The sequence below is a fragment of the Neorhizobium sp. R1-B genome (assembly GCF_004368875.1).
GTDB classification, from domain to species: domain Bacteria; phylum Pseudomonadota; class Alphaproteobacteria; order Rhizobiales; family Rhizobiaceae; genus Neorhizobium; species Neorhizobium huautlense.
Genome location: NZ_SOEM01000011.1, coordinates 59,860 through 81,416, shown reverse-complemented (window position 1 = coordinate 81,416; position 21,557 = coordinate 59,860). Strand labels below are relative to the sequence as shown.

General features: G+C 57.7%; 16 protein-coding genes. 10 read left to right on the top strand and 6 right to left on the bottom strand.

Annotation, left to right across the window (positions count from 1 at the left end; translation table 11 throughout):
* The first annotated feature begins 12 nt into the window (after window positions 1–12).
* A complete protein-coding gene (locus tag EDE05_RS16275) occupies window positions 13–3,234 on the top strand; it encodes an efflux RND transporter permease subunit (RefSeq protein ID WP_105373123.1) in 3,222 nt (1,073 codons plus the stop codon).
* Here EDE05_RS16275 and kdgR read toward each other — a convergent pair.
* Window positions 3,231–4,025, bottom strand: a complete 795-nt coding sequence (gene kdgR / locus EDE05_RS16270) for a DNA-binding transcriptional regulator KdgR (RefSeq protein WP_105373183.1) — start codon at window positions 4,023–4,025, stop codon at window positions 3,231–3,233. The genes EDE05_RS16275 and kdgR overlap by 4 nt on opposite strands.
* Window positions 4,026–4,213: 188 nt before the next feature.
* Here kdgR and EDE05_RS16265 point away from each other — a divergent pair, with 188 nt between their 5' ends.
* The 8 genes from EDE05_RS16265 (at window position 4,214) to EDE05_RS16230 (ending at window position 13,091) form a co-directional block, all read left to right on the top strand.
* Window positions 4,214–5,332, top strand: coding sequence for a glycoside hydrolase family 88 protein (locus tag EDE05_RS16265; RefSeq protein WP_105373124.1), 1,119 nt, complete (start codon window positions 4,214–4,216; stop codon window positions 5,330–5,332).
* Between the two features lie 117 nt (window positions 5,333–5,449).
* On the top strand, window positions 5,450–6,733 hold the full coding sequence (locus EDE05_RS16260; protein ID WP_105373125.1) for an extracellular solute-binding protein: 1,284 nt from the start codon (window positions 5,450–5,452) through the stop codon (window positions 6,731–6,733).
* Between the two features lie 72 nt (window positions 6,734–6,805).
* Window positions 6,806–7,699: a sugar ABC transporter permease gene (locus EDE05_RS16255; protein WP_105373126.1), complete on the top strand. Its 894-nt coding sequence runs from the start codon at window positions 6,806–6,808 to the stop codon at window positions 7,697–7,699.
* Window positions 7,700–7,826: 127 nt separating this feature from the next.
* Window positions 7,827–8,597 (top strand): carbohydrate ABC transporter permease, encoded by a 771-nt coding sequence (locus EDE05_RS16250; protein WP_245422947.1) that lies wholly within the window; start codon window positions 7,827–7,829, stop codon window positions 8,595–8,597.
* Window positions 8,598–8,609: 12 nt separating this feature from the next.
* Complete coding sequence (ugpC, locus tag EDE05_RS16245; protein ID WP_105373128.1) at window positions 8,610–9,704, top strand: sn-glycerol-3-phosphate ABC transporter ATP-binding protein UgpC; 1,095 nt, start codon at window positions 8,610–8,612, stop codon at window positions 9,702–9,704.
* On the top strand, window positions 9,701–10,996 hold the full coding sequence (locus tag EDE05_RS16240; RefSeq protein ID WP_134101946.1) for a Gfo/Idh/MocA family oxidoreductase: 1,296 nt from the start codon (window positions 9,701–9,703) through the stop codon (window positions 10,994–10,996). The genes ugpC and EDE05_RS16240 overlap by 4 nt, the downstream gene beginning before the upstream one ends.
* Before the next feature lie 5 nt (window positions 10,997–11,001).
* A complete protein-coding gene (locus tag EDE05_RS16235) occupies window positions 11,002–12,024 on the top strand; it encodes a Gfo/Idh/MocA family oxidoreductase (RefSeq protein ID WP_105373130.1) in 1,023 nt (340 codons plus the stop codon).
* Window positions 12,021–13,091 (top strand): Gfo/Idh/MocA family oxidoreductase, encoded by a 1,071-nt coding sequence (locus tag EDE05_RS16230; protein ID WP_132411274.1) that lies wholly within the window; start codon window positions 12,021–12,023, stop codon window positions 13,089–13,091. Before EDE05_RS16235 ends, EDE05_RS16230 begins: the two co-directional genes overlap by 4 nt.
* Window positions 13,092–13,142: 51 nt before the next feature.
* On the opposite strand, the gene EDE05_RS16225 is transcribed toward EDE05_RS16230, so the two are convergent.
* Together EDE05_RS16225 and EDE05_RS16220 are read right to left on the bottom strand one after the other, a co-directional pair.
* On the bottom strand, window positions 13,143–14,729 hold the full coding sequence (locus tag EDE05_RS16225; protein WP_105373132.1) for a glycosyltransferase family 39 protein: 1,587 nt from the start codon (window positions 14,727–14,729) through the stop codon (window positions 13,143–13,145).
* A gap of 27 nt (window positions 14,730–14,756) precedes the next feature.
* Window positions 14,757–15,788 carry a glycosyltransferase family 2 protein gene (locus tag EDE05_RS16220; protein ID WP_105373133.1) on the bottom strand — a complete coding sequence of 344 codons (1,032 nt, stop codon included), beginning with the start codon at window positions 15,786–15,788 and terminating at the stop codon, window positions 14,757–14,759.
* Window positions 15,789–16,082: 294 nt separating this feature from the next.
* Between EDE05_RS16220 and EDE05_RS16215 the strand changes: the two genes are divergently transcribed.
* A complete protein-coding gene (locus EDE05_RS16215; protein WP_245422938.1) occupies window positions 16,083–17,204 on the top strand; it encodes a hypothetical protein in 1,122 nt (373 codons plus the stop codon).
* A 261-nt stretch (window positions 17,205–17,465) separates the two neighbouring features.
* Here EDE05_RS16215 and EDE05_RS16210 read toward each other — a convergent pair whose 3' ends face one another.
* The 3 genes from EDE05_RS16210 to EDE05_RS16200 form a co-directional block, all read right to left on the bottom strand.
* Window positions 17,466–18,179, bottom strand: a complete 714-nt coding sequence (locus EDE05_RS16210; protein ID WP_245422948.1) for a response regulator transcription factor — start codon at window positions 18,177–18,179, stop codon at window positions 17,466–17,468.
* 262 nt (window positions 18,180–18,441) lie between these two features.
* Window positions 18,442–19,719 (bottom strand): glycosyltransferase family 4 protein, encoded by a 1,278-nt coding sequence (locus EDE05_RS16205; RefSeq protein ID WP_157949064.1) that lies wholly within the window; start codon window positions 19,717–19,719, stop codon window positions 18,442–18,444.
* A gap of 404 nt (window positions 19,720–20,123) precedes the next feature.
* On the bottom strand, window positions 20,124–21,461 hold the full coding sequence (locus tag EDE05_RS16200; protein ID WP_245422939.1) for an oligosaccharide flippase family protein: 1,338 nt from the start codon (window positions 21,459–21,461) through the stop codon (window positions 20,124–20,126).
* Window positions 21,462–21,557 lie beyond the last annotated feature (96 nt).

Here is a 21,557-nt window from a genome sequence, read left to right as displayed (position 1 = left end):
TACAGGCTTGCTATGATCGCCAAGTTCTTCATCGATCGACCGATTCTTGCCAACGTCATCGCCATTCTGACGATGATTCTCGGCATCGTGGCGCTAACGCGGCTGCCTGTATCCCAGTATCCCGATGTGGTGCCGCCATCGGTCCAGGTCACCGCTCGTTATCCCGGCGCCAATGCCGAGACCATTGTTCGCGACGTGGCCCTGCCCATCGAACAAAAAGTCAATGGTGTCGAAGGCATGCTCTATATGCAGTCAACCGCGACGAGCGATGGGTCCTATACGCTCACCGTCACCTTCGCGATCGGCACCGATCCGGACCAAGCGCAGATCCTGGTGCAGAACCGGGTGGCAGGGGCCGTTCCCTCGCTACCCGACGCAGTGCAGGCTCAAGGAGTGCAGACCGCCAAACGTTCGACGGCAATCCTTGCGATTGTCGCCCTCTCGTCCTCCGATCCAAGCCATGACAGTCTGTTCATGGCAAACTACGCGACGATCAACGTTATCGACCAGATTTCGCGCATCCCGGGCATTGGCAACGTGGTTGTCTTCGGCGCCGGACAATACGCGGTCCGCATCTGGATGGATCCGGAACTTCTCGCCGCCCGAAGCCTCGTTCCGGCCGACATCATCAACGCGATCAACAGGCAGAGCCGCTCCACGTCGGCGGGACAACTCGGTCTTCCGCCGGTGCCGCAGGGTCAGAGTTTTCAATATACCCTCAGGCTCGATTCCAGGCTGACCGATGTACCCGCGTTCGAAGACATCATCGTCCGCGTGTCGGATGGCGGGCAAGTGATAAGGCTGCGCGATGTGGCGCGTGTGGAGCTGGGTGCCCAGCAATACAACCAGGACTTCTCGATGGACGGCCGGCCGGCCGCAGGGCTCGCGCTCTTCCTGTTGCCGGAAGCTAACGCCCTTGACGTCATGGAGCGCGTCAACATGAAGATGGCGGAACTGTCTGGCGATTTTCCGCAAGGCATGACCCATTCCATTCCCTTCGATACCACCCGTTTCGTCTCCGCCGCGATCGACGATGTCTATCATACGCTGGCGGAAGCGGCGGTATTGGTGCTCGTGGTCATCCTGATTTTTCTTCAAGACTGGCGAGCGACCTTGGTACCGGCAACAACCGTCCCGGTCACCATTATCGGTGCCTTCGCTGCGCTCGCGATATTCGGCTTCACCGTCAATCTCTCCACCCTCTTCGCGATTATTCTTGCCATCGGCATTGTGGTCGATGACGCCATTGTGGTTGTCGAAGCGGCGGCGAAGCACATCCGAGAGGGTCATTCCCCGCGCGACGCAGCCGTTCTCGCGATGCGGGAGCTGACAGGCCCCATTCTCGGCATCACGCTTGTTCTGCTGGCCGTATTTCTGCCAGCTTCCTTTCTGCCCGGCCTCAGCGGCGAAATGTACAAGCAATTCTCGCTTGTGATAGCGGCAACAGCGCTCATTAGCGCGGTCAACGCGATGTCGCTGAAACCTGCCCAATGCGCCCTCTGGCTGAAGGCACGCCCACCCGGATACCGCAAGAACATCCTCTCTCGTGGCTTCAACAGGGTCTACGACGCGAGCGAACGCCTCTATGCCGCTATGGTGGCGCGGATGATCCGTGTCAGCACAGCGCTGACACTCGTCACCGCCCTACTGGTAGCCTTTTCAGTCTATCTTCTGTCCCGCGTGCCGACGGCTTTCCTGCCCGTCGAGGACCAGGGTTATTTTCTGGTATCGGTGCAGCTTCCGGAAGGAGCCTCTTTGGAACGGACCCGCGCCGCGCTCGAAACCGTCCGCAAGCGGATCGAGACCGCGGAAGCCGTTGAGACGGTCATCGCCATCAGTGGACTATCCGCCCTCAACAACAATGCAGGCCTCGCCAACGCCGGAATCCTCTATGTCATTCTCACGGACTGGAGCGCTCGGAAAGACGGAGAAGATCTGCTTTCTCTCTACACGAAACTCCACCAGTTGACCGCCGATCTGCCGGATGGTCAGGCGCTGGTCCTTCCGCCGCCTCCGATCCAGGGCATAGGCAACGCGGCCGGCTTTTCACTGCAGATCGAAGCGCGCGACGGCAATTTCAACTACGCGGCTCTGCAGGAGGTCGCCGCTTCGATTACCGAAGCGGCGCGGATCAACCCGGTCTTTCGCCAGGCATTCAGTCCCTTTAGGGCCGATGCCCCCCAATTCGCCGTATCCATCGACCGAACCAAGGCCGAAACGGCGGGCGTCGACATCGGCAACGCCTATGACACGGTCAGTCAGTTCATCGGCTCTTCCTACGCCGGCCAAGTCAATCTTTTCGGGCGGGTTTTCCAGGTCTACGTTCAGGCAGAGGCGGGCAAGCGGATCGAACTTGCCGACCTCCAGCAATTGAGGCTCCGGAGCGCGACCGGCCAAATGGTGCCTCTCGGCTCATTGGCGGAGGTAAAAGCCGTAAGCGGACCTTCACTGATCAGCCTTTACAATCTTTATCCCTCTGCACAAATCATCGGCACGCAGGCCCAGGGCTACAGCACGGGTCAAGCGCTGGATGAACTGGAAAGGATGACCAGCGATCTACTGCCTGGTGACTTCTCGACCGAATGGACTGCCGTCTCCTATCAGGAGCGCGAACTCGGCGGGCAGATTTACCTGGTCTACGCCCTCAGCCTCATCCTCGTCTATTTCGTGCTGGCCGGCCAATACGAGAGCTGGTACGCACCCGTTTCGGTGATCGCCACGGTCCCTCTTGCGCTGATCGGCACAGCGGCCACGCTTCTGGCCGCCAACGCTGCCGTCAATCTCTATACCCAAATTGGTCTCGTGTTGCTGATCGCACTTTCTGCGAAAAACGCGATTCTCATCGTCGAAACGGCGCGGCATATAAGGCTGACTAGAGGCAGAACGATCCTCGAGGCCGCAGTGGATGCCGCTCGCAGCCGCTTCCGTCCGATCCTGATGACGTCAATTGCCTTCATTCTCGGGGTGGTGCCCTTGGTGCTTCAGACCGGCGCAGGTGCCAGTGCCCAGAAGTCCATCGGCATCGCCGTGCTGACCGGCATGCTTGGTTCCACATGCTTGACGGTTGTCTTCGTACCGTCCTTGTTTGTGGTGATGCAGCGCCTGGAAGAAAAATTCAGTCGAAAGCGCCATTTCCTTGCAAACGACTCTGACACCGGGGGCAGCCGACCAATCGCCGGCAAAGTCTCGACGCAACATGAAAACTGCGTCGAAACTCGCAAAGGCGGTATCTAGTTTCTTTCCGGCTGGTAGCCGAGCCCGGTGGAGGCAGCAAGCCCCGCCGCGCGCAAGAGCTCGACATATTCGGATTTCCGGCTTTCATCGAACCGGAACATCGGAAAGGAAATCGACATCGCCGCGACCGGTTTTCCCAAGTAGTTGAAGATCGGCGCCGCCATGCACCGCACGCCCGCCTCGCTCTCTTCCACCTCCTCGGCAAAGCCGCGGCTGCGGGTTATATGCAGTTGTTCAAATAGTTCCTGCGGATCGGTGATGGTGCGCGGCGCGAGCTTCGTCAGTTCCATCTTGTTGATCCGCTCACGGATCTCCTCGTCGTCCCGCCAGGCAAGAAGGGCTTTTCCCAGAGAGGTGCTGTGCAACGGGTTGCGTAGCCCCAGTGTCGATTTCATCGAGAGACTGTAGGCGGAATCGTATTTGTGAATATAAACCACCTTTTGATCGCGGTCGTCGAGAATGCCGAGATTGATGGATTCGCCGGTTGCTCGGGAAAGTTTTCCCATCGCCGGGTCCGCCACACGCAGCAGGTCGGTCTGCTCGGTCAGCGAACGGGCCCCGAGGCTGAAGAGTTTCAGCGTTAAGCCGTATTTTTCCGTCTCCGCATCCTGCTCCACATAGCCGAGATCGACCATGGTCTGCAGCAGGCGATGCGCCGTGGTTTTCGAGGTCATGGCTCGTTGGGCGAGATCCGCAAGGCTCACCTTTTTCCCCTCGACCAAGGCCTCCATCACGGCAAAGACCTTAAGGACGGCAGCGACATTTTCGGTTTTCGAGTGCAGCTCTGACATCGCTTGTTCTATTTTTTTCGAAATCTCATTCTGGAATTTAGAGAAACCGATGTCAAGATAGACAGGCGGCACCCGGAGGCTCCGTCAGGAAGCAGACTGCAGCAGAAAAACATGGTTGAAAAGCCAGCAGGAGTGTGATTTCCTAAAATCCGGAATAACGTTCCGAATATTTTAAAGGAGGCTTCCGGATGCATCCGCTGCTGCGGCAGAAGCAACACCTGATCCAGCGCAGTGATGTGTGCAGCCTTATCGATCGGCTAATTGACAACCTTGTCCATATCGAGGATCGCACCGGCGAATTTCTCCTGCGTCTCGATGACGGCCGCGTTATCGACACCAAGGGCTGGGCGGGTTGGGAATGGACCCATGGCGTCGCCCTTTTTGGACTTCTCAAATATTGGCAGCTGACCGGCAACCAGAAAGTGATGGATATCATCGTCGATTGGTTTGAAGCTCGGCTTGCTGAAGGAACGCCCACGAAGAACATTAATACCGTCGCACCGTTCCTGACGCTTGCCTATCTCTACGAGATGACGGGGGATTCCCGGTGGCGGCCATACCTGGAAACCTGGGCCGAATGGGTGATGTACGAGATGCCGCGTACCCGCGAAGGCGGGCTGCAGCATATCGTCTATAACAGCGTCAACGATCAGCAGATGTGGGATGACACGCTGATGATGAGCGTGCTGCCGCTTGCCAAGATCGGCCTTGTGCTCAAGCGGCCGGAATTCGTGGAAGAGGCAAAATACCAGTTCCTGGTCCACGCCCAATATCTCTCCGATACGGAGACCGGCCTCTGGTTCCACGGCTGGACGTTCGACGGCAATCATAATTTCGCCCGGGCTCGCTGGGCACGCGGCAATAGCTGGATCACGATCGCCATTCCGGAATTCATCGAGCTCCTGGATCTTTCCGAAAACGACCCCGTCCGCCGTCACCTGGTGTCCTTGCTCGGCCGGCAGGCAGCCGCGCTGAAACTGCACCAGCATCCATCGGGCCTGTGGCACACGCTGATCGATGATCCGTCGAGCTATCTGGAAGCCTCGGCGACTGCCGGCTTCGCCTATGGCCTGATGAAGGGCGTGCGCAAGCGGTATTTGGGCATCGAATATCTGGAGACCGCCGAGCAGGCAATGAAGGGCGTGATCGATAACATCAGCCCCGACGGAGAACTTCAGCAGGTATCTTTCGGTACGGCGATGGGCGGCGATCTCGATTTCTATCGGCAGATCAAGCTGACATCCATGCCCTACGGTCAAGCGATGGCCATGCTCTGCCTGACCGAACTTTTGCGCAGCTTCATCTAGCAAGCTGTGCGGACAAGAATGAAGCGTATCCGGCAGGAGGAGCCGTCACGCAAACATGAACGACCGCAACGAATCCGGTGCCGAAAAGGCGCTCCGGATTAGAAGGAGGAGGATGAAATGACCAAACTGACAAGACGTGCCGTGCTGAGCACCATCGGAGCGGCGGCCGCTGCTTCTGCACTTCCAGCCACGCCGCTTTTTGCTGCCGATCGCACGATCCGGCACTATTGGTGGGGCAATCCGGAGCGAGACAAGCGCACCTTTGCAGTCATCGACACGTTCCAGAAGAAGAACGCCGGAATAAAGGTTTCGGGCGAAACGATCGGCTGGGGCGACTATTGGACCAAGATGGCGACTCAGACCGCAGGCCGGAACATGGCCGACCTCGTGCAGATGGACTATCGGTTCCTGTTCGAATACGTCCATCGCGGTGCGCTGAAGCCTCTCGATGAATTCGTCGGCAAGAGCCTGATGATCGCCGATTTCGACAAAGGCCCGCTTGACGGCGGCAAGGTCGATGGAAAGCTCTACGCCCTCAACATCGGGTCGAACAGCCAGGTGATGGTCCATAATACACGCGCCTTCAAGGAGGCCGGTATCGATGCCGACCTGATCAACTGGACCTGGGACGACTTCGGCAAGGTTTGCGAAAAGATCACCGCCAAGTCCGGAGGCAAGATGAAGGGGTCGGACGATCTGTCCCTGATGATCGAGACCTTCGAATCCTGGGTTCGCCAGAATGGCCGGGAATTTTATGGCCCGGAGGGCAAGGTCACGGCGACGGCTGAGGACGTGGCCGGTTGGTGGCAGATGTGGGCCGACCTGCGCAAGGCCGGGGTCGTCCGCGACAAGAACAAGACCGTCATTCTCGACCCGCCGATTGCGGAGTCCGGCATTGCCGTTGGCGACACTGCCATGTCCCACTACTGGTCCAACCAGATGGTCGGCATCCAGGCTGTCGCAAAGGACAAGATCGGCGCCGCCATGGTGCCCCACAAGGCTGGCGGCAAGCCTGGGCAGTTCATCAAGCCCTCGATGTTCCTGTCGCTCAGCCGCGACGCAAAGGACACGGAAGCCGCAATCGCCTACATGAATGCCTGGGTTAACGATCCCGAGATCACCGGTATTCTCGGCCTGGAACGCGGAATCCCTTGTTCGCCCAAGGTCCGCGCAGCGCTGACCCCGAAGCTGACCGAGGTGGAGAAGCTCTCCGTCGACTACTTCACCGCGATTCAGAGCAAGGTAGGCCCGCTGCCGCTGCCCGCCCCCAAGGGAGCCGGAGAGGTACGAGACGCCTTCATGCGTATCGGCACTGATGTCGTGCTGGGCAAGGCGGAAGTTGCGGAAGCCGCGGGCATGTTCATCGAGGACGCCCAGGCAATCGTCGAGCGCGCCCAGTAAGAGGCGCCGGGATATCAAGGCCCCGGTCATTCCTGCCGCCGGGGCCTCTCTTCCGACAACAAGGTCGTTTCGATGAAACGTTTTTTTGCCCGCAATGCACCGGCCTATGTGTTTCTTCTTCCATGGTTGATCGGATTTTTCCTGCTCGCTTTGGGGCCGATCCTGGCATCGCTTTATCTTTCCTTCACCCGCTATGACATGGTGAGCGCGCCCCGATGGATCGGTTGGGGCAATTACGAATATATGTTCACGCGCGACCGGCGGTTCTGGAAAGCGCTGGAGGTGACGTTTACCTACGTTGCGCTGGCTGTGCCCGCTCGCCTGATCATGGCGCTGGGTGTCGCCATGCTGCTCGACAAGGGTCTGCGGACGATCGGCCTTTACCGAGCCATATTCTACCTGCCGTCGCTGCTCGGCGCTTCCATTGCCATCGCCATCCTATGGCGCCAACTTTTCGCTGCCGATGGTGTGGTCAATCAGGTTCTGGCGATGGTGGGAATTCAGGGAGCGTCGTGGATCACCGATCCCGACACCTCGCTTTATACGCTGGTGGTGCTCGCTATGTGGCAATTCGGCTCGCCGATGCTGATCTTTCTGGCGGGCCTGCGCGGCATACCGCGCGATCTTTACGAGGCGGCGGAAATCGATGGCACACCTCGCTGGCGGCAATTCACCCGCATCACTCTGCCGCTTCTTGCCCCGGTGATCTTCTTCAATCTGGTGCTGCAGACCATCGATTCCTTCAAGACCTTTTCGAGCGCCTTCATCATCTCCAACGGCACCGGCGCTCCCGCAGACAGCCTCCTGTTTTATACGGTCTACCTGTTCAACGAGGCCTTCAAGTTCTTCCGCATGGGCTACGCATCGGCGCTAGCCTGGTTCCTGCTGGTCATCATCGCGACCTTCACCGCGATTGCGTTTTTCACGTCTAAATATTGGGTGCACTATGAAAACGAGCGCGACTGATCTGGAACTCGCCATCCAGATGGATGAGGCCGCGCGGGTGGCTCACGAGCTGCGGCTGAAACGCGACCGGCAAGAACGCAACGGTCGGATCCTGAAGCATATCTTCCTGATCATCGTCTCATGTGTCATGCTCTACCCGCTGTTCTGGCTGCTCGCTTCCTCCTTCAAGCCGGAGAACGAGATCTTCGGCAGCCTGACGCTTTGGCCTTCCGAGTTTCAGTTCGAGAATTACACCAAGGGCTGGTATGCCCTGCCCATGTCATTCACGGTCTTCTACGTGAACTCGGCAATCGTCACCGGCCTGTCGGTGATCGGCAATCTGGTCTCATGTTCGTTCGCGGCCTATGCCTTCGCTCGGCTGAACTTCACCGGGCGCAGCTTCTTCTTCGCACTGATGATGATGACCCTGATGATCCCCTATCACGTGGTTCTCATCCCCCAATATGTTCAGTTCCTGAATCTTGGCTGGGTCGATACCTATCTGCCTCTGGTCGTGCCGCGCTTCCTCGCCTCCGATGCCTTCTTCATCTTCCTGATGGTGCAGTTCTTTCGCCAACTGCCGCGGGAGCTGGACGAAGCTGCGATGATCGACGGCTGTTCGCCCTTCAAGATCTATTGGGCGATCATATTGCCGCTTTCGCTGCCGGCCATGGGTACCGCGGCGATCTTTTCTCTGATCTGGGTTTGGGAGGATTTCCTGGCCCCGCTCATCTACCTCAACGACATCAAGAGCTACACAGTGCCCTTGGCGCTTCGACTGTTCCTCGATCAGGAAGGACAGTCCGCCTATGGCCAGATGTTTGCGATGTCGGTCCTTTCACTGGTCCCGGTCGTCATCTTCTTCGTCCTGTTCCAGAAACTCATCGTGCGCGGCATCGCCACCTCCGGAATGAAATAGGGAACAAGACGCATGGCAGGATTGACGCTTCGAAACGTCGGCAAGCGCTATGGAGCGCTGTCCATCATCCAGGGGCTGAACCTGGGCATCCACGATGGTGAGTTTCTTGTTCTCGTCGGTCCATCGGGCTGCGGAAAGTCGACGCTCCTGCGCATGATCGCGGGCCTCGAAGACATCAGCGAGGGAACGATCTCGATCGGTGGAAAGGTCGTTAACGACTTGCCCGCCTCGAAGCGTGAGCTCTCCATGGTCTTTCAAAGCTACGCCCTCTATCCGCATATGAGCGTGCGAAAAAACCTGGCTTTTGGCCTTCAGAATTTCAAAGTGTCGCGCAGCGAGGTGGAACGCCGGGTGGCGGAGGCGGCCCGTATCTTGCAAATCGAGCAGCTTATGGACCGCAAGCCGCGCCAGCTTTCTGGCGGACAGAAGCAGCGTGTGGCGATCGGCAGGTCGATCGTGCGCGAGCCGCAGCTTTTCCTGTTCGACGAGCCGCTTTCCAATCTGGACGCGGAACTGCGCGTCCAGATGCGGGCGGAACTTGCCTCGCTCTACGCACGCCTTGGCACTACCATGATCTACGTGACCCATGACCAGGTGGAAGCGATGACCATGGCGAGCCGGATCGTTGTTTTGCGCGGTGGCAAGATCGAGCAGCTAGGGACGCCCCAGGATCTCTATACCCGACCGCAGAACCTCTTTGTCGCGGGCTTCATCGGCTCTCCGAAGATCAATATGCTGCAGGCGAAAGCGACACGCGAAGCGGGCAGGACCGTGGTGTCAGTGGCCGGCATGCCTGATTTTGCGATTGCCGAGCTTCCAACCGGTGATCAGGCGCTGACTTTATGCGTGCGGCCTTCGTCTCTGCGCGTCGGCAGCGGCGATGTCACGGGCGAAGGCACGATTCGGCTGGTGGAATATCTGGGCAGCGAGACCCTGCTGCATATCGCCCTGTCTTCAGGCCAGGTGCTGCTGGTCAGCGACAATGGGCGCACGTCCTACCGAATGGGTGATCCGGTCACGATCGGATTCGACCTCCCCGACCTCCACTATTTCGATAGCACAGGCCAACGCATCGAACCCATCCAGAAAGAAAGCCAAGCCCAGTGAAGATCGCCATTGTTGGATGCGGCTCGCGGCATCAGATGTTCCGCAATTCCGTTGTTGAAGATTATGCTGACAAACATGAGATCGTCGCGCTCTGCGACAGCAATGCTCATCGTCTTGGAGAGGCAGCGCAGGCGGCCTCGAAGCCCGGGACGAACGGTGTCGCGACTTACCTCGCCGCCGATTTCGACCGGCTGATCGCGGAGCAGAGGCCGGATACGGTTGTCGTCGCCACGCCGGATTTCCTGCACGCCGATTACATTGTTCGTGCCTTCGAAGCCGGCTGCGACGTCATTTGTGAAAAGCCGCTGACGATCGATCTCAGCCGTCTGAAGCAGATCGTCGACGCTCAGGCGCGCACGGGCCGAAAGGTCACCGTGACCTTCAACTACCGCTATTCGCCGGCACGCACCCAGATCAAGGAACTGATTTCATCGGGAGCGATCGGCACCGTCACGGCGGTGGATTTCCGTTGGCACCTCGACCGGGTTCACGGCGCTGATTACTTCCGTCGCTGGCACCGCCAGAAGGAGAATTCCGGCGGGCTGCTGGTTCACAAATCCACCCACCATTTTGATCTTCTCAATTGGTGGCTGGGGACCGTGCCGACGGAAGTCCTGGCTTCCGGGCGCCGCGTTTTTTATCGTCCGGAAATGGCGACGGAACTTTGTCTCGCAGGCCGTGGACCACGCTGCAGCGACTGTCCCGTCGCCTATAAATGCGATTTCCGGCTCGACCTTGCAGCCGACGAAAACCTGCGCAACCTCTATGCCGAGGCTGAGCACGAAGACGGCTATTTCCGCGATCTTTGCGTGTTCGACGAAGAGATTGGCATCGAAGATACGATGCAGGCGCATATCCGCTACGCCTCGGGCGTCACCGCCAATTACACTCTGACGGCCTATTCGCCCTGGGAAGGGTTGGAGATCAAGTTCCAGGGCACCAAAGGCGACATCACCCATCGCCATGTCGAGGTCCATGGGGTGTTCGGTGGCAAACGCGCCCATGCGGATGAAGATGCGATCACCACGGAACTTCACTTGGCCGGCGAGCCTCCGCGCCAGCTTGCCGTCCCGAAGGCTGCGGGGGATCACGGCGGCGCGGATCCGGTCATGCTGGGTTATATCTTTGATCCGGAAAGCATGCAGCCCGACCTCTACGGCCGCGCCTCCGATCATGTCGCCGGCGCCTGGTCCATCCTCACCGGCATCGCCGCCAATGCTTCCATAGAGACGGGTTCGTTGGTCAATATCCAAACCATGCTCCGCGCGCGCGGCATTCAGCTGAACAGGTAAGCTCCATGGCCTTCAACCTTCGCATCGGCGTCATCGGCATAGACCATGGACATATCTACGGCATGATCAACGGCATGCTGGATGCCGGGGCCACGCTCGTTGCGTGGACGACGGGCGAGGAGACCCCGGAGGCGGCTCGCAAGACATTCCAGGAAACCTATCCGGATCTGCCGGCCCGTCCGATGCAGGCCATCCTCGAGGATAAGAGTATAACCCTTGTGCTTTCGGCCGGGATTAACAGCGAACGCGCCGAAATCGCGGTGGCGGCGATGTCGCACGGCAAGGACGTTCTGGTCGACAAACCCGGCTGCACCAGCCTGGATCAGCTGGCAGACATCCAGCGCGCCGTCGGAGAGACCGGTCGGCGCTGGGTCGTATCCTTTTCCGAACGCATCTCCGTCGAGAGCGCTACCCTGGCGGATCAGCTGATTGCCGAGGGCCGCATCGGCAAGGTGGTTCAAACGGTTGGCCTCGGGCCGCACCGCTTGAATGCGCATCTCCGGCCGGACTGGTTCTGGGACAGAGCCCGCTGCGGCGGGATTCTCGCTGATATCTGCGCCCATCAGTTCGACCAGTTCCTGCATTTCACCGGATCGACAGAGGCACGTGTGGTTTCTGCCCATGTGACCAATGTCGCAAATCCGGATCGGCCAACATTTCAGGATTTCGGCGAGGTGCTGCTCGAAGGCAATGGCGGGCGCGGCTATGCCCGGGTGGATTGGCTGACGCCGGACGGTCTTCCAGTCTGGGGCGACGGCAGGATGACCATTCTGGGAGCGGAAGGTTATATCGAGCTTCGTAAATACATTGATATCGCCGGCCATGACGGCCAGGACCACGTTTTCCTTGTCGATAAGTCGGGCGTGCTGCGGTTCGAGGCGAGAGGCGCCGGAAAACCATTCTTCGCCCATTTGGTTGCCGACGTGGAAAGGCGAACCGAGACCGCCATGGCACAGTCTCACGCGTTTCTGGCCACCCGACTGGCATTGGAGGCGCAACTTATCGCGGAAGAGAAAGCAATTCGATGACAGAGCGTATCCGTGTCGCCGTCATCGGCGCGGGAATTGGCAAGGCTCATATCGCCGCTTACGCCGAATTGGCCGATCTGTTCGATGTCCGGTACGTCTGCGACCTTAACCTTCCCCGCGCCGAGGAAGCAGCGCAACAAGCTCCGGGCAGCCGGGCAGTTCCCGATATCAGCGAGGTCTTCGCCGACCCCAAAGTGGATCTGGTCGACATCTGCCTGCCGCCTCAATTGCATGCGCCAATGACGCTCACCGCGCTTGAAGCAGGCAAGCATGTCGTCTGCGAAAAACCCCTTGCCGGTTCAATAACCGAAGTGCGCCGGATCGCCGAGCTTTCCACACGAACGGGACGCCAGGTCTTTCCGGTATTTCAGTATCGTTATGGCGCCGGCTACCGCGCCGCGCATGAACTGAAGGTCCGCGGTCTCCTGGGCCGGCCTTACGTGGTAGCGCTGGAGACGCATTGGCAACGCGGATCTGATTATTACGCGGAACGCTGGCGGGGCACCTGGAAAGGCGAACTCGGCGGCGTGCTCGTCAGCCATGCCTGTCATATCCACAATCTGACGACTCATCTCGTAGGAGATGTGGTGGAGGTTGCCGCCTTCCTTGATACCCGCGTCAATCCGATCGAGACGGAAGATTGCGCTGTGCTTTCGATGCGCACTGCAACAGGTGCGCTGATCACGTCCTCAGTCACTTTGGGTGCGGCTGGAAACAGCTCGCGGCTGCGGATGTGTTTCGAGCATGTCACAGTTACCTCGGGCACCGAGCCTTATCAGATCGGGGCCGGGCCGTGGACGTTCGAAGCCACCGATTCTTCGCGGCAGGCGGAGATCGACGCGGCAACTCGTCAAGTACCCGAGGTCCGTCCACGATTTCCCGGACTATTCGCGGATGTCCATGCAAGACTGACCGGAGAACCGGACCTATATCTGCCATCGATTCAGGAAAGTTATCACTCGATCGAGCTTGTGACAGCAATCTATGCGTCGGCCAGAGAGCGCCAGATCGTGCGCCTGCCGCTTTCCGTGGATCACGCGTTGGCAGCAGGCTGGCTGCCAAAATAAGCAAGGCAATGCCTGCATCGGTTTCCCGCCGATGATCCTTCCAAGACCGAACTATTGTTTCAAGCCGAATTGAAGGTTGCGGCATTTTGTAAGATTGTGCCCCGCCAAAGAAAGTGCGTCGCGTTGCTCAAGCGGGATTTCCGCATCGCCAAGCACGCAATTCTCCGATTTCGGATTGAGAATCCATACCTCTGGGGAAACGGCAATTATGTCCTGCGCCACATAGGGATAGACGTGCCGCTTGCCCACCACGGCATGGTCCGCCTTGCCGAACAACCCGAGGCTTGCGGCTCCGAAGCCATCCAGCTTCTCCCTGAGGCGCAACATGCCATCCCGCACGGGCGGCTGGATCTCAAGTGCGCTGACCCTTCCCGTACCGTCGCCCAGGTAACGCAGAACAGCCCAGAATTCAGAGGGGCCATTGGTCATGATGATGGCATCCTCTGCCGACCGGGCTTCCCAGGCTACGACGACCTCGCGGTACCCCCGTTTTTCGAAGGTCATCGTGTAGTTGACGCCGCCGAAAAGCATCAGGAGGACGATGACCGAAGCCGCCACACGATGAGCAACTATCCTCTCCTTGAAAGCGGTATCCGCATAAAGCGCAAGCGAGATCGCTAAAAACGGGAGGAAGAGGCCAAGCGTCCGGTAGATGAAGACCGGTTTCGCCAACAGAGATATAGCAAGCAACACGCCGATCGGAACGACAACCAGGAAGATTCCGATCCAGCGGTCGCGGGTTTTGGTCAAAGGCAATAGAACCATCAGCGGCAGAGCGAGCAGTCCCGCGATCGTCGGCCATGGAAACTCCAGTCCCAGCAAGGTCAGCGTCAGATGGATGCCAATCGCTGGAAGATCAAATCCTGAAACGCCTTCGGTCTGCCGGACGGCACCAATCGCCAGAGGATAAAGGGCAGCCAGGGCAACGACCACATAGGTGGCTAGCAAGAGACGGAAGTCTCGTGCCGGCGTGGCTTTGAAGAGGCGTAAACCGGCATGAAGGAACAGGAAGAATGTAACAAAGAAGCCGAGGCCATGCGTAAAGGTCACAGCAAGACCGAGGCACAGCGCCACGAACAACTGCCGCATCGTCGCCCGCTTTTCCACAATCATCTGCTGAAGCACATACCAAAGCCCGATCTGCAGCAGGGCAAGCATCGGATACATCCGTACGTTTTCCGCAAAGAAGAGCTGTAGCGGCATCAATGCGAAGATCGCAGCGGCCCAAAGGCCGACAGTCCAGCCATAGATCCGCCGGCACGTCTCGAAAAGCGCTATGATGGCTATGATGCTGAACAGCGTCGAGTTGAGAATATACCAGCGATCACTGTCATCCAGCGCCGCCCACAGGTGCAACTGAACATAATAGAGAGGTGGATGCGTGTCGAAACGTAGCGCCGCCAGAAGCAGATCGGTTACCGGACTTTCGGCCATAGCCACCGAAAATATCTCGTCTTCCCAAAGCGACGCTTCGAAAAGCAGGTTGATGACCCTCAGCGTTATGCCCATAACCACGAGGGCGATGAGGGTGATCGGAAGAACATGTCCCCACGCCAACTCGCGGAAGTTCGGCGACACGGGAACAGCGCGCCAGGAACTTTGGCTCGCAGGCAGCTGATCAGTTGGGGGAAAGCTCACCGCGATGCCCTCCGCTAAATTCGATTTTCATACGGATCTGGTGGACCGGCGGCGGCGCGTGCGCTGGCCTATCGAAACAAGATTGTCTTGCGGCTGTGGGCTGATTTCCCGCCGGACGATATAAATCGGCCGCTGTTTGATCTCGGCGTAAACGCGGCCTAGATATTGACCAAGAATACCGATCCCAATCAGTTGAACGCCGCCAAGAAACAGCATGCTCACCAGCAGCGAAGCATAACCAGGCACTTCCACGCCGAAGTAGAGTGTCTTTATGATCGTCAGGAGCCCGTAGCCGAACGAGAGGGCAGAGATCGATGCTCCGACATAGGTCCAGATTTCAAGAGGCACGCTGGAGAACGAGGTGATCCCTTCGAGCGCCAGATTCCACAGGCGCCAACCGGAAAACTTCGATTGTCCCGCCACACGCGGCTCACGCGCATATTCGACAACAGCCGTCCGGAAGCCCACCCAGGCAAATAGCCCTTTCATGAAACGGCGCCGTTCGGGAAGCTGCCGCAGCGCATCGATCACCTGACGATCCATCAACCGGAAATCACCCACGTCCGGCGGTATCTCCTGGGAAGCGATCAGGTTGTGCAGGCGGTAGAACATCGAAGCGGTGCTGCGCTTGAGAAAGCTGTCGCTCGACCGGTCTGAGCGTTTGGCCACGACCACTTCGTAGCCCTCACGCCATTTGTCCAGCAGCAGCGGGATGACATTGGGAGGATCCTGCAGATCGACATCGATAGGAATGGCGGCATCGCTTCGGCAGGCATCAAGCCCGGCCGTCATCGCGGCCTCCTTGCCGAAATTGCGAGACAGATCGATGATCCGGATGCGAGGCTCGGAGCGCTGAGCCTCGATCAGGCGATCGGCGGTCCTGTCCCGGCTACCATCGTTGATAAAGATGAACTCGAACTCGATGCCTTCGGCATGTAAGGGATCGAGTTCCGCCCTGGTCGCATCCAGGAATGGGCCGATTGCCGCCTCCTCGTTATGGACGGGAATGATCAGGCTAATGACGGAGGTCGATCTGCCGTTGATAGGATTTGTGGACATCGGGGTTCTCGCGGTTCCAGCTCGATATCCTAGGCTGCTGCGCCGAACCTTGCCCACTTATGCTTTGGATGGAGGTGCCGCAGCACCTCGGCCGCTTCTCCCCCAAAAGGGGTAGGAATACAATTGCACCTCTTGGACAGGGTGAAGAGGCGCTTGGCTCCAGTATATGCTGCCACCAGCCACACGTCCCGGCTCTCCTTCTTCCGGCAATTTACGCAAGTCTATGCAATGGAGCGGACGAAGCATGGCAGCCGGGTGGACTAAACCCTGAAACCTTAGGAAAGGCGAAAGCTGGTGATTGCTCCCAAGAAGCCTCTATTTGCCGTTGCCTCTGCCCTTGCATTGCTGCTGGCAATCGACGCGCGACCGCAGGATGGAGGATCACTCGCGGACCGGCGGGATTCCGCCCAGATTTTCTTTACCGGTCACAGCCTCATCGACAATCCGTTGCCGGACTGGGTCGAACTGATCGCGAAGAGCAAAGGCAACAAGATCGCCTGGGAACAGCAGAATATCCCCGGCGCTCCTCTGCGGCTTCGCACCTGGGGCGGCGAGAACGATAAGCCCTGGGCCGGCTACGGCTATGGGAAAAACCGCGACGGCGAAGGCTTGAATGTCGCTGACGAATTGCGTCACGCACGCCATATCAAGACGGGACGACCTTATGACACGCTGGTCATTGCGGAGAATCACGGCGTTCTCGGCAATGTCATTTGGGAAAACGCGATCGGATATCTCCGCCATATCCACGACCGCCTGATGGAAGGCAATCCTCAAGGAAGAACACTCTATGTCCATACATGGCTCGCCGTTGATGAGAACAAGCTGCCGATATGGCTCGAACATGAGAAGAACGTATCCGTCGCGTGGCAATGTGTCGCCGAGAAGGTGAGGCTGACGTTACGGTCGGAAAACCGACCGGCCAATCTATCGGTCGTGCCGGGCGGTACCGCCCTGATTGAGCTCGTGGATCAGGCGCTTCAGGGAAAAATCCCCGGTATACAGGGAAACACCAAGGAAGTCCTCGGCCAGATCTTTCGGGATGACGTGCATCTGACTGATGCAGGCATCTACTTCATGGCAGCTGTTCATTATGCCGCGATCTATCACCAGTCGCCGGAAGGAGCAAAGGCGCCTGCGACAGTTTCGCCTGCCCTGGTGGCCGACTTGCAGAGGATCGCGTGGGAATCGGTGCAGGACTTCCTCAAACGGGAACAGAGACATTCACCAAGCATGGAAGAATGTCGCCAGGTGATCGTCGAAAAAGTATGCCACACCTATTGGACTCTTGCTCGAGAGCCCGATGAGGTCGGCCGCTGCCGGAGCTATTTCGCCGAGACCCGGCCACAAGCGGACGGCAATCCCTTCATCTGGCCGGACCCAAACTGGAAACCTCTCCCGAAACCCTCGCTTTGATTTTGATCCCGCAACGATATCGGCCCGAAAATCGGAATGGATTTTCGGGCCGATGCCGTAGATTCTGTTGAGATAGAGCATCCTTTGTACGTCCGCCTGGACGCACAAAGGACACTCTAAGCGGATTGCTGTGCAATGGCAGCCAATCCTTTCCCCGAACAATTGCCGGCCCCACATGAGCCCGGCGGAGACTTCGATACCACAACTGCGAACCCGCCGTTCGCAGCTGGAATATTCAAGGATAAGCCCAACGGGCAGCGGCTAGTTTACCTGTCCGTACGGAAACATATCATTGAGTTTATAGGCGACTTCCGTTCGGTTTGTAGCCTTCAACTTCTTCATGATGTTCCGGATATGAACCTTGACTGTGCTTTCGCGCAGATTGAGTTCATAGGCGATAATCTTGTTAGCCTTGCCCTTGCGAAGCGCCTCGACCACCGCTTCCTGACGCGTCGTGAACATCCCCGAAAGAGATCGCTGTTCGCTTGTCGGCGAAGTGTTCACCAAATGCCGCATGGATAGGATGCTGCTGGCAGGAATGAAGACACCGCCGGCAACAGCCAAGCTGATGGCTTCAACACAGACACCGATACCGACGCAGGACGGGATGAAACCGCGGATGCCGTATTCCAGCATTTTCACGATTTGCCCGAGATCATCGGAGTCCGAAAGGACGATGATCGGCGGAGATCTAAACTCTGCCATCAATTTGGAAATGTCGTTTGCAAGTGCGGGATCGTCTGCCTTCCGGCTGCCAATGTTGAACAAGACGGCCTGAACCGGAGGATAAAGATCCTTTTCCCTTCTCCATTCTTCGATGGAGCCGACGGCGCAGACCTCCATCTGCAGACCCCGCCCGACAAGCGCTTTTGCGAGGCATTCACGATCAAGAGCTCTCGCATCGATGATGACGAGCGACTCGTTATGACTGAGATCGGCCTTGCTTGCGTTCTCTTTTTCCGCAAGCTTCGGCATTTCACTCATAATTCGAAAGGTTTCAGACACGGCAGGAGAGCGGCCATAGCCGCTTGTCGTTGAACTCATGCTACCCCCTCCCCAGGCAAGGGCGCACCCCCCTGGGAACTGCAGTTACAACTACCCCAAACAGACTGCCATTTTTTTCTTCGACTATTTATGGAGCTTAATATACGACTAAAACGTACTTTAGTCTATATTCAATTACCATTTCCTTTACCAAGAGATCAAAATAAAGTTCTGATAAAGTATTGGTTTCGCTTTACGTAGGGTCATCTACATCCAGAGTTGGCTTGGGAGCACTCTCCACAACCCATTTGTAGATCTGCAACATTTCATTCGCCTTTACATCCCAAGTGTATCGTTGTCGTACACGCAGCGCCGCGCCGTTGCTCAAAAGAGCGACGAGCTCTGGGCTGGCTTCTATCCTCTGGAATGCAGCCAGGAAGCCGGTGGTCAACGTCTGTCGGTCGCTGAAATCTATCGATATTCCAGACTGTTCATCAAGCAACTCCGGCGGCCCGCCGTAGTTGGCAACGATCGGAACGAGCCCCATCGACATTGCTTCCAGGACGACGCCGCCTCCGAATTCGCGGACACTTGGCAGTGCCAGAACGTGAGATTCCGACAGCACCGCAGCCAAATCCTTGTGATGAACCCAGCCTGCAAAACGAACCCTGTCGCCAAGCCCCTTCCGCCGAACGGCGTCCTCCAATTCGCTCCTTTGAGGACCATCACCGATTATCAGCACATCGATCTTCAGGCCGCCGGGATAGGCGGCGACTGCCTCGATCAGGATGTCGGCCCCCTTATACGGAACCAGCCGGCCAACAAAGGCGACAGTCAGCCTGTCGCCAGAAAGCTGACGCAACCGGAACGGAAACAGTTCCGGATTGACCGCGTTTTCAGGAATCAGAAAGGCTCGTTTCTTGCAGCTTTCCGGAAGCTCACTGAACGTGTGACGGGATCCGGCAACAAGCGCTGCGGCGTGCATCCTGGTCGCCCGATAGAAAGGCATTAGCCGATAGAGCCTCCTGAATAGCGACAACCATTCGCGTTCACGGCTGCGCACCTCTGTAAAACCCTTCGGCCAGGGCAAGCCTCCATTGAGAGGCCCTAAAATGAAGGGTATTTTGTGTTTGCTCAGTCGGATAGCAATTGGGCTTTGGCTGGTCGGGCTAAGCGGCGTAATCCTATGTACGAGATCGAACTCGCCCGCTTTCAGTCGGCTGCCGAGCAACCGCCAGACCTCTCGCTCAAAGCTGTAGTAGGAGAAGGAAGAAAGCGCCGTGACGACCGTCCAACCTTTGTTCTCCCCTCCTCTCAGATATTTACTGAGCCAATGGAGAAGACGAGCAACCCCTTCGTTGTCGATGGTCAGGAAATCGCGGCCTTCAACGAGACCGGCCCGGAGGAAAGCCTCACGATTTCTGATCTGAGTCACTATAAGGCCGTTGGTCCTTTCCATGATCGACCTTGCGAGGTTCCAGCCGACCAAGGGCACGCTCGTCCATTCCGGGTTGGCTGCCTCTGCAATCAACAGAGGCCGAAGCATCCTGGCGGATGATCTCGAAATGTTATCAGGAAAGCCGCCGTCACAGTCATCGCGGGTAGGGCCACCTATGTCCGGCTCCCGCGATCCGCTTGCCCAAACCCTTTCCACATGCCCCCCTTCCGCGGTCATCTCATGACAGTCCTATCGGTGAGCACGATTGGGCACTGGAACGCTTTCGCTTCTCAGGCACGAATAGCCGGGAGGACATATGCTTCATGCAAGGAGCCTCGATTTGAAAGACGAGCTTGTTCGAATGCGGATAGATAAGCTTGTTCGGCGGCGCTATTGTTACGAGAATAATATTTTCCCTTTATCCGCCAGCAATATACAGGAATGAGAAGTACACTACGTCTTTGGCGGTAGAATTTTACTATCCCTCTCCGCACTCACTAAAAGCTGATCCCGATCATCTCGACCGCCGTCACCGCCAAATGTCCGGCAAGATATCCGACGGGCCAAACAAACAGCACGCTGATCTCATAAAGAGGATTGTTAAGCCGATTGCGTCTGTTGAAGTAAAAGACGAAGGGCAGGATCGGCAGGCTGTGAAGAGCGATTGCCCACAGAGCTCCTTCGAATCCAAATCCATAATAAGCGACAGGCAGGCACACGAAAATCGAGATCGCACGGACAAGATTGAGGACGCTTTGGTTTCGGGGTTCGTTGACGGCTTGGTAGACTGCCGACAACATAAGAAACCGCCCAGCAATTAGACTGAAAGAGAGGATTTCGATAATCAGAGCGGCATCGACATAACGATCGTCATACAGGAACTCGATGAGCATTCGTCCGCCCGAATAGACCGCGCCAGCACTGCCTATAAAAACGAGATCGAAAGGCAGGCGCATTTTCAGGAAGACGGCAGGCAAATCTTCCGGCCGCTCCCTGGCAATTTTGCTCAAGGCAGGCATAGCCACGCTGGAAAAAAGGCGCCCTCCGGCCCCCTCGAGCATCGCAATAAGATTGAGGGCGAGGATATAGAGCCCCAGCATCGTGGGACTGGTCCAACCTGCTAGCAGAATGCGGTCACCATTGGCAGCTATGACCGTTAATATCGACGATAGCAGGATCCAGCGGCCGAAGCGGAGCAGATCGCTCAAAGCTTCCCGCTGCACACGGAAACGGTTCGAAACTCCAGGCAGCCAGACATGACTTAGGATGGTCGTAACCAAGGATGAGACCAGGGCAGAGATCACAAAAGACCAGATTGAGCCGGTGTAGAATGCCAGCAAGACGGCGGTAGCCAGGCTTATGATTTGAGCCACAATCTCGATGACGGTCAGGCGTCCGAGATTGAGATTCCGGTAGGCCGTGATGATCTTTGTGGATTGCAGGCCCATGATGATGGTGCCGAATGATGCGGCGATGATGACTGTCGGAAGTTCGGGCGCAGTATAGACCGATCCTTCAGGAAACCATTCGTATCGGGCTCCATATCCCACGATGATGGCGACCAGGATGCAGGCAAACCAGATCAGGCACCCATGCAGGAACTGGAGCACCCAAGCCGTATCGAGATAGGATTGCTCGTCCCCCATCCTACTCTGGATCGCAGCCGGCCTCAGCCCCAGATCCGACAGCATGGCTATCGAGACCTGCACCATGATGGCGACGCCCATTATTCCGAACATTTCCGGGACCAGCAGACGGGTGAGGATCAGGCTGCTTGCAATCCTGAGAAATTGCGGAAGGACATACCCAATCACCGTCCATCCCGCGGCACGCATGATGAGATTGCGAAAGCCGCGAGACCCCGGATCCGATACCGTCGGAACCGGCTGAATTCCGGATCCCTGATCGTCTCCGGGTCCGGAAGGCTCCGG

Coding starts and splice junctions, on each gene's coding strand:
- EDE05_RS16275 (WP_105373123.1), top strand. CDS start 13: ATGATCGCCAAGTTCTTCATCGATCGACCGATTCTTGCCAACGTCATC.
- kdgR (WP_105373183.1), bottom strand. CDS start 4,025: ATGTCAGAGCTGCACTCGAAAACCGAAAATGTCGCTGCCGTCCTTAAG.
- EDE05_RS16265 (WP_105373124.1), top strand. CDS start 4,214: ATGCATCCGCTGCTGCGGCAGAAGCAACACCTGATCCAGCGCAGTGAT.
- EDE05_RS16260 (WP_105373125.1), top strand. CDS start 5,450: ATGACCAAACTGACAAGACGTGCCGTGCTGAGCACCATCGGAGCGGCG.
- EDE05_RS16255 (WP_105373126.1), top strand. CDS start 6,806: ATGAAACGTTTTTTTGCCCGCAATGCACCGGCCTATGTGTTTCTTCTT.
- EDE05_RS16250 (WP_245422947.1), top strand. CDS start 7,827: ATGCTCTACCCGCTGTTCTGGCTGCTCGCTTCCTCCTTCAAGCCGGAG.
- ugpC (WP_105373128.1), top strand. CDS start 8,610: ATGGCAGGATTGACGCTTCGAAACGTCGGCAAGCGCTATGGAGCGCTG.
- EDE05_RS16235 (WP_105373130.1), top strand. CDS start 11,002: ATGGCCTTCAACCTTCGCATCGGCGTCATCGGCATAGACCATGGACAT.
- EDE05_RS16230 (WP_132411274.1), top strand. CDS start 12,021: ATGACAGAGCGTATCCGTGTCGCCGTCATCGGCGCGGGAATTGGCAAG.
- EDE05_RS16220 (WP_105373133.1), bottom strand. CDS start 15,788: ATGTCCACAAATCCTATCAACGGCAGATCGACCTCCGTCATTAGCCTG.
- EDE05_RS16210 (WP_245422948.1), bottom strand. CDS start 18,179: ATGCCGAAGCTTGCGGAAAAAGAGAACGCAAGCAAGGCCGATCTCAGT.
- EDE05_RS16200 (WP_245422939.1), bottom strand. CDS start 21,461: ATGCGTGCCGCGGGATGGACGGTGATTGGGTATGTCCTTCCGCAATTT.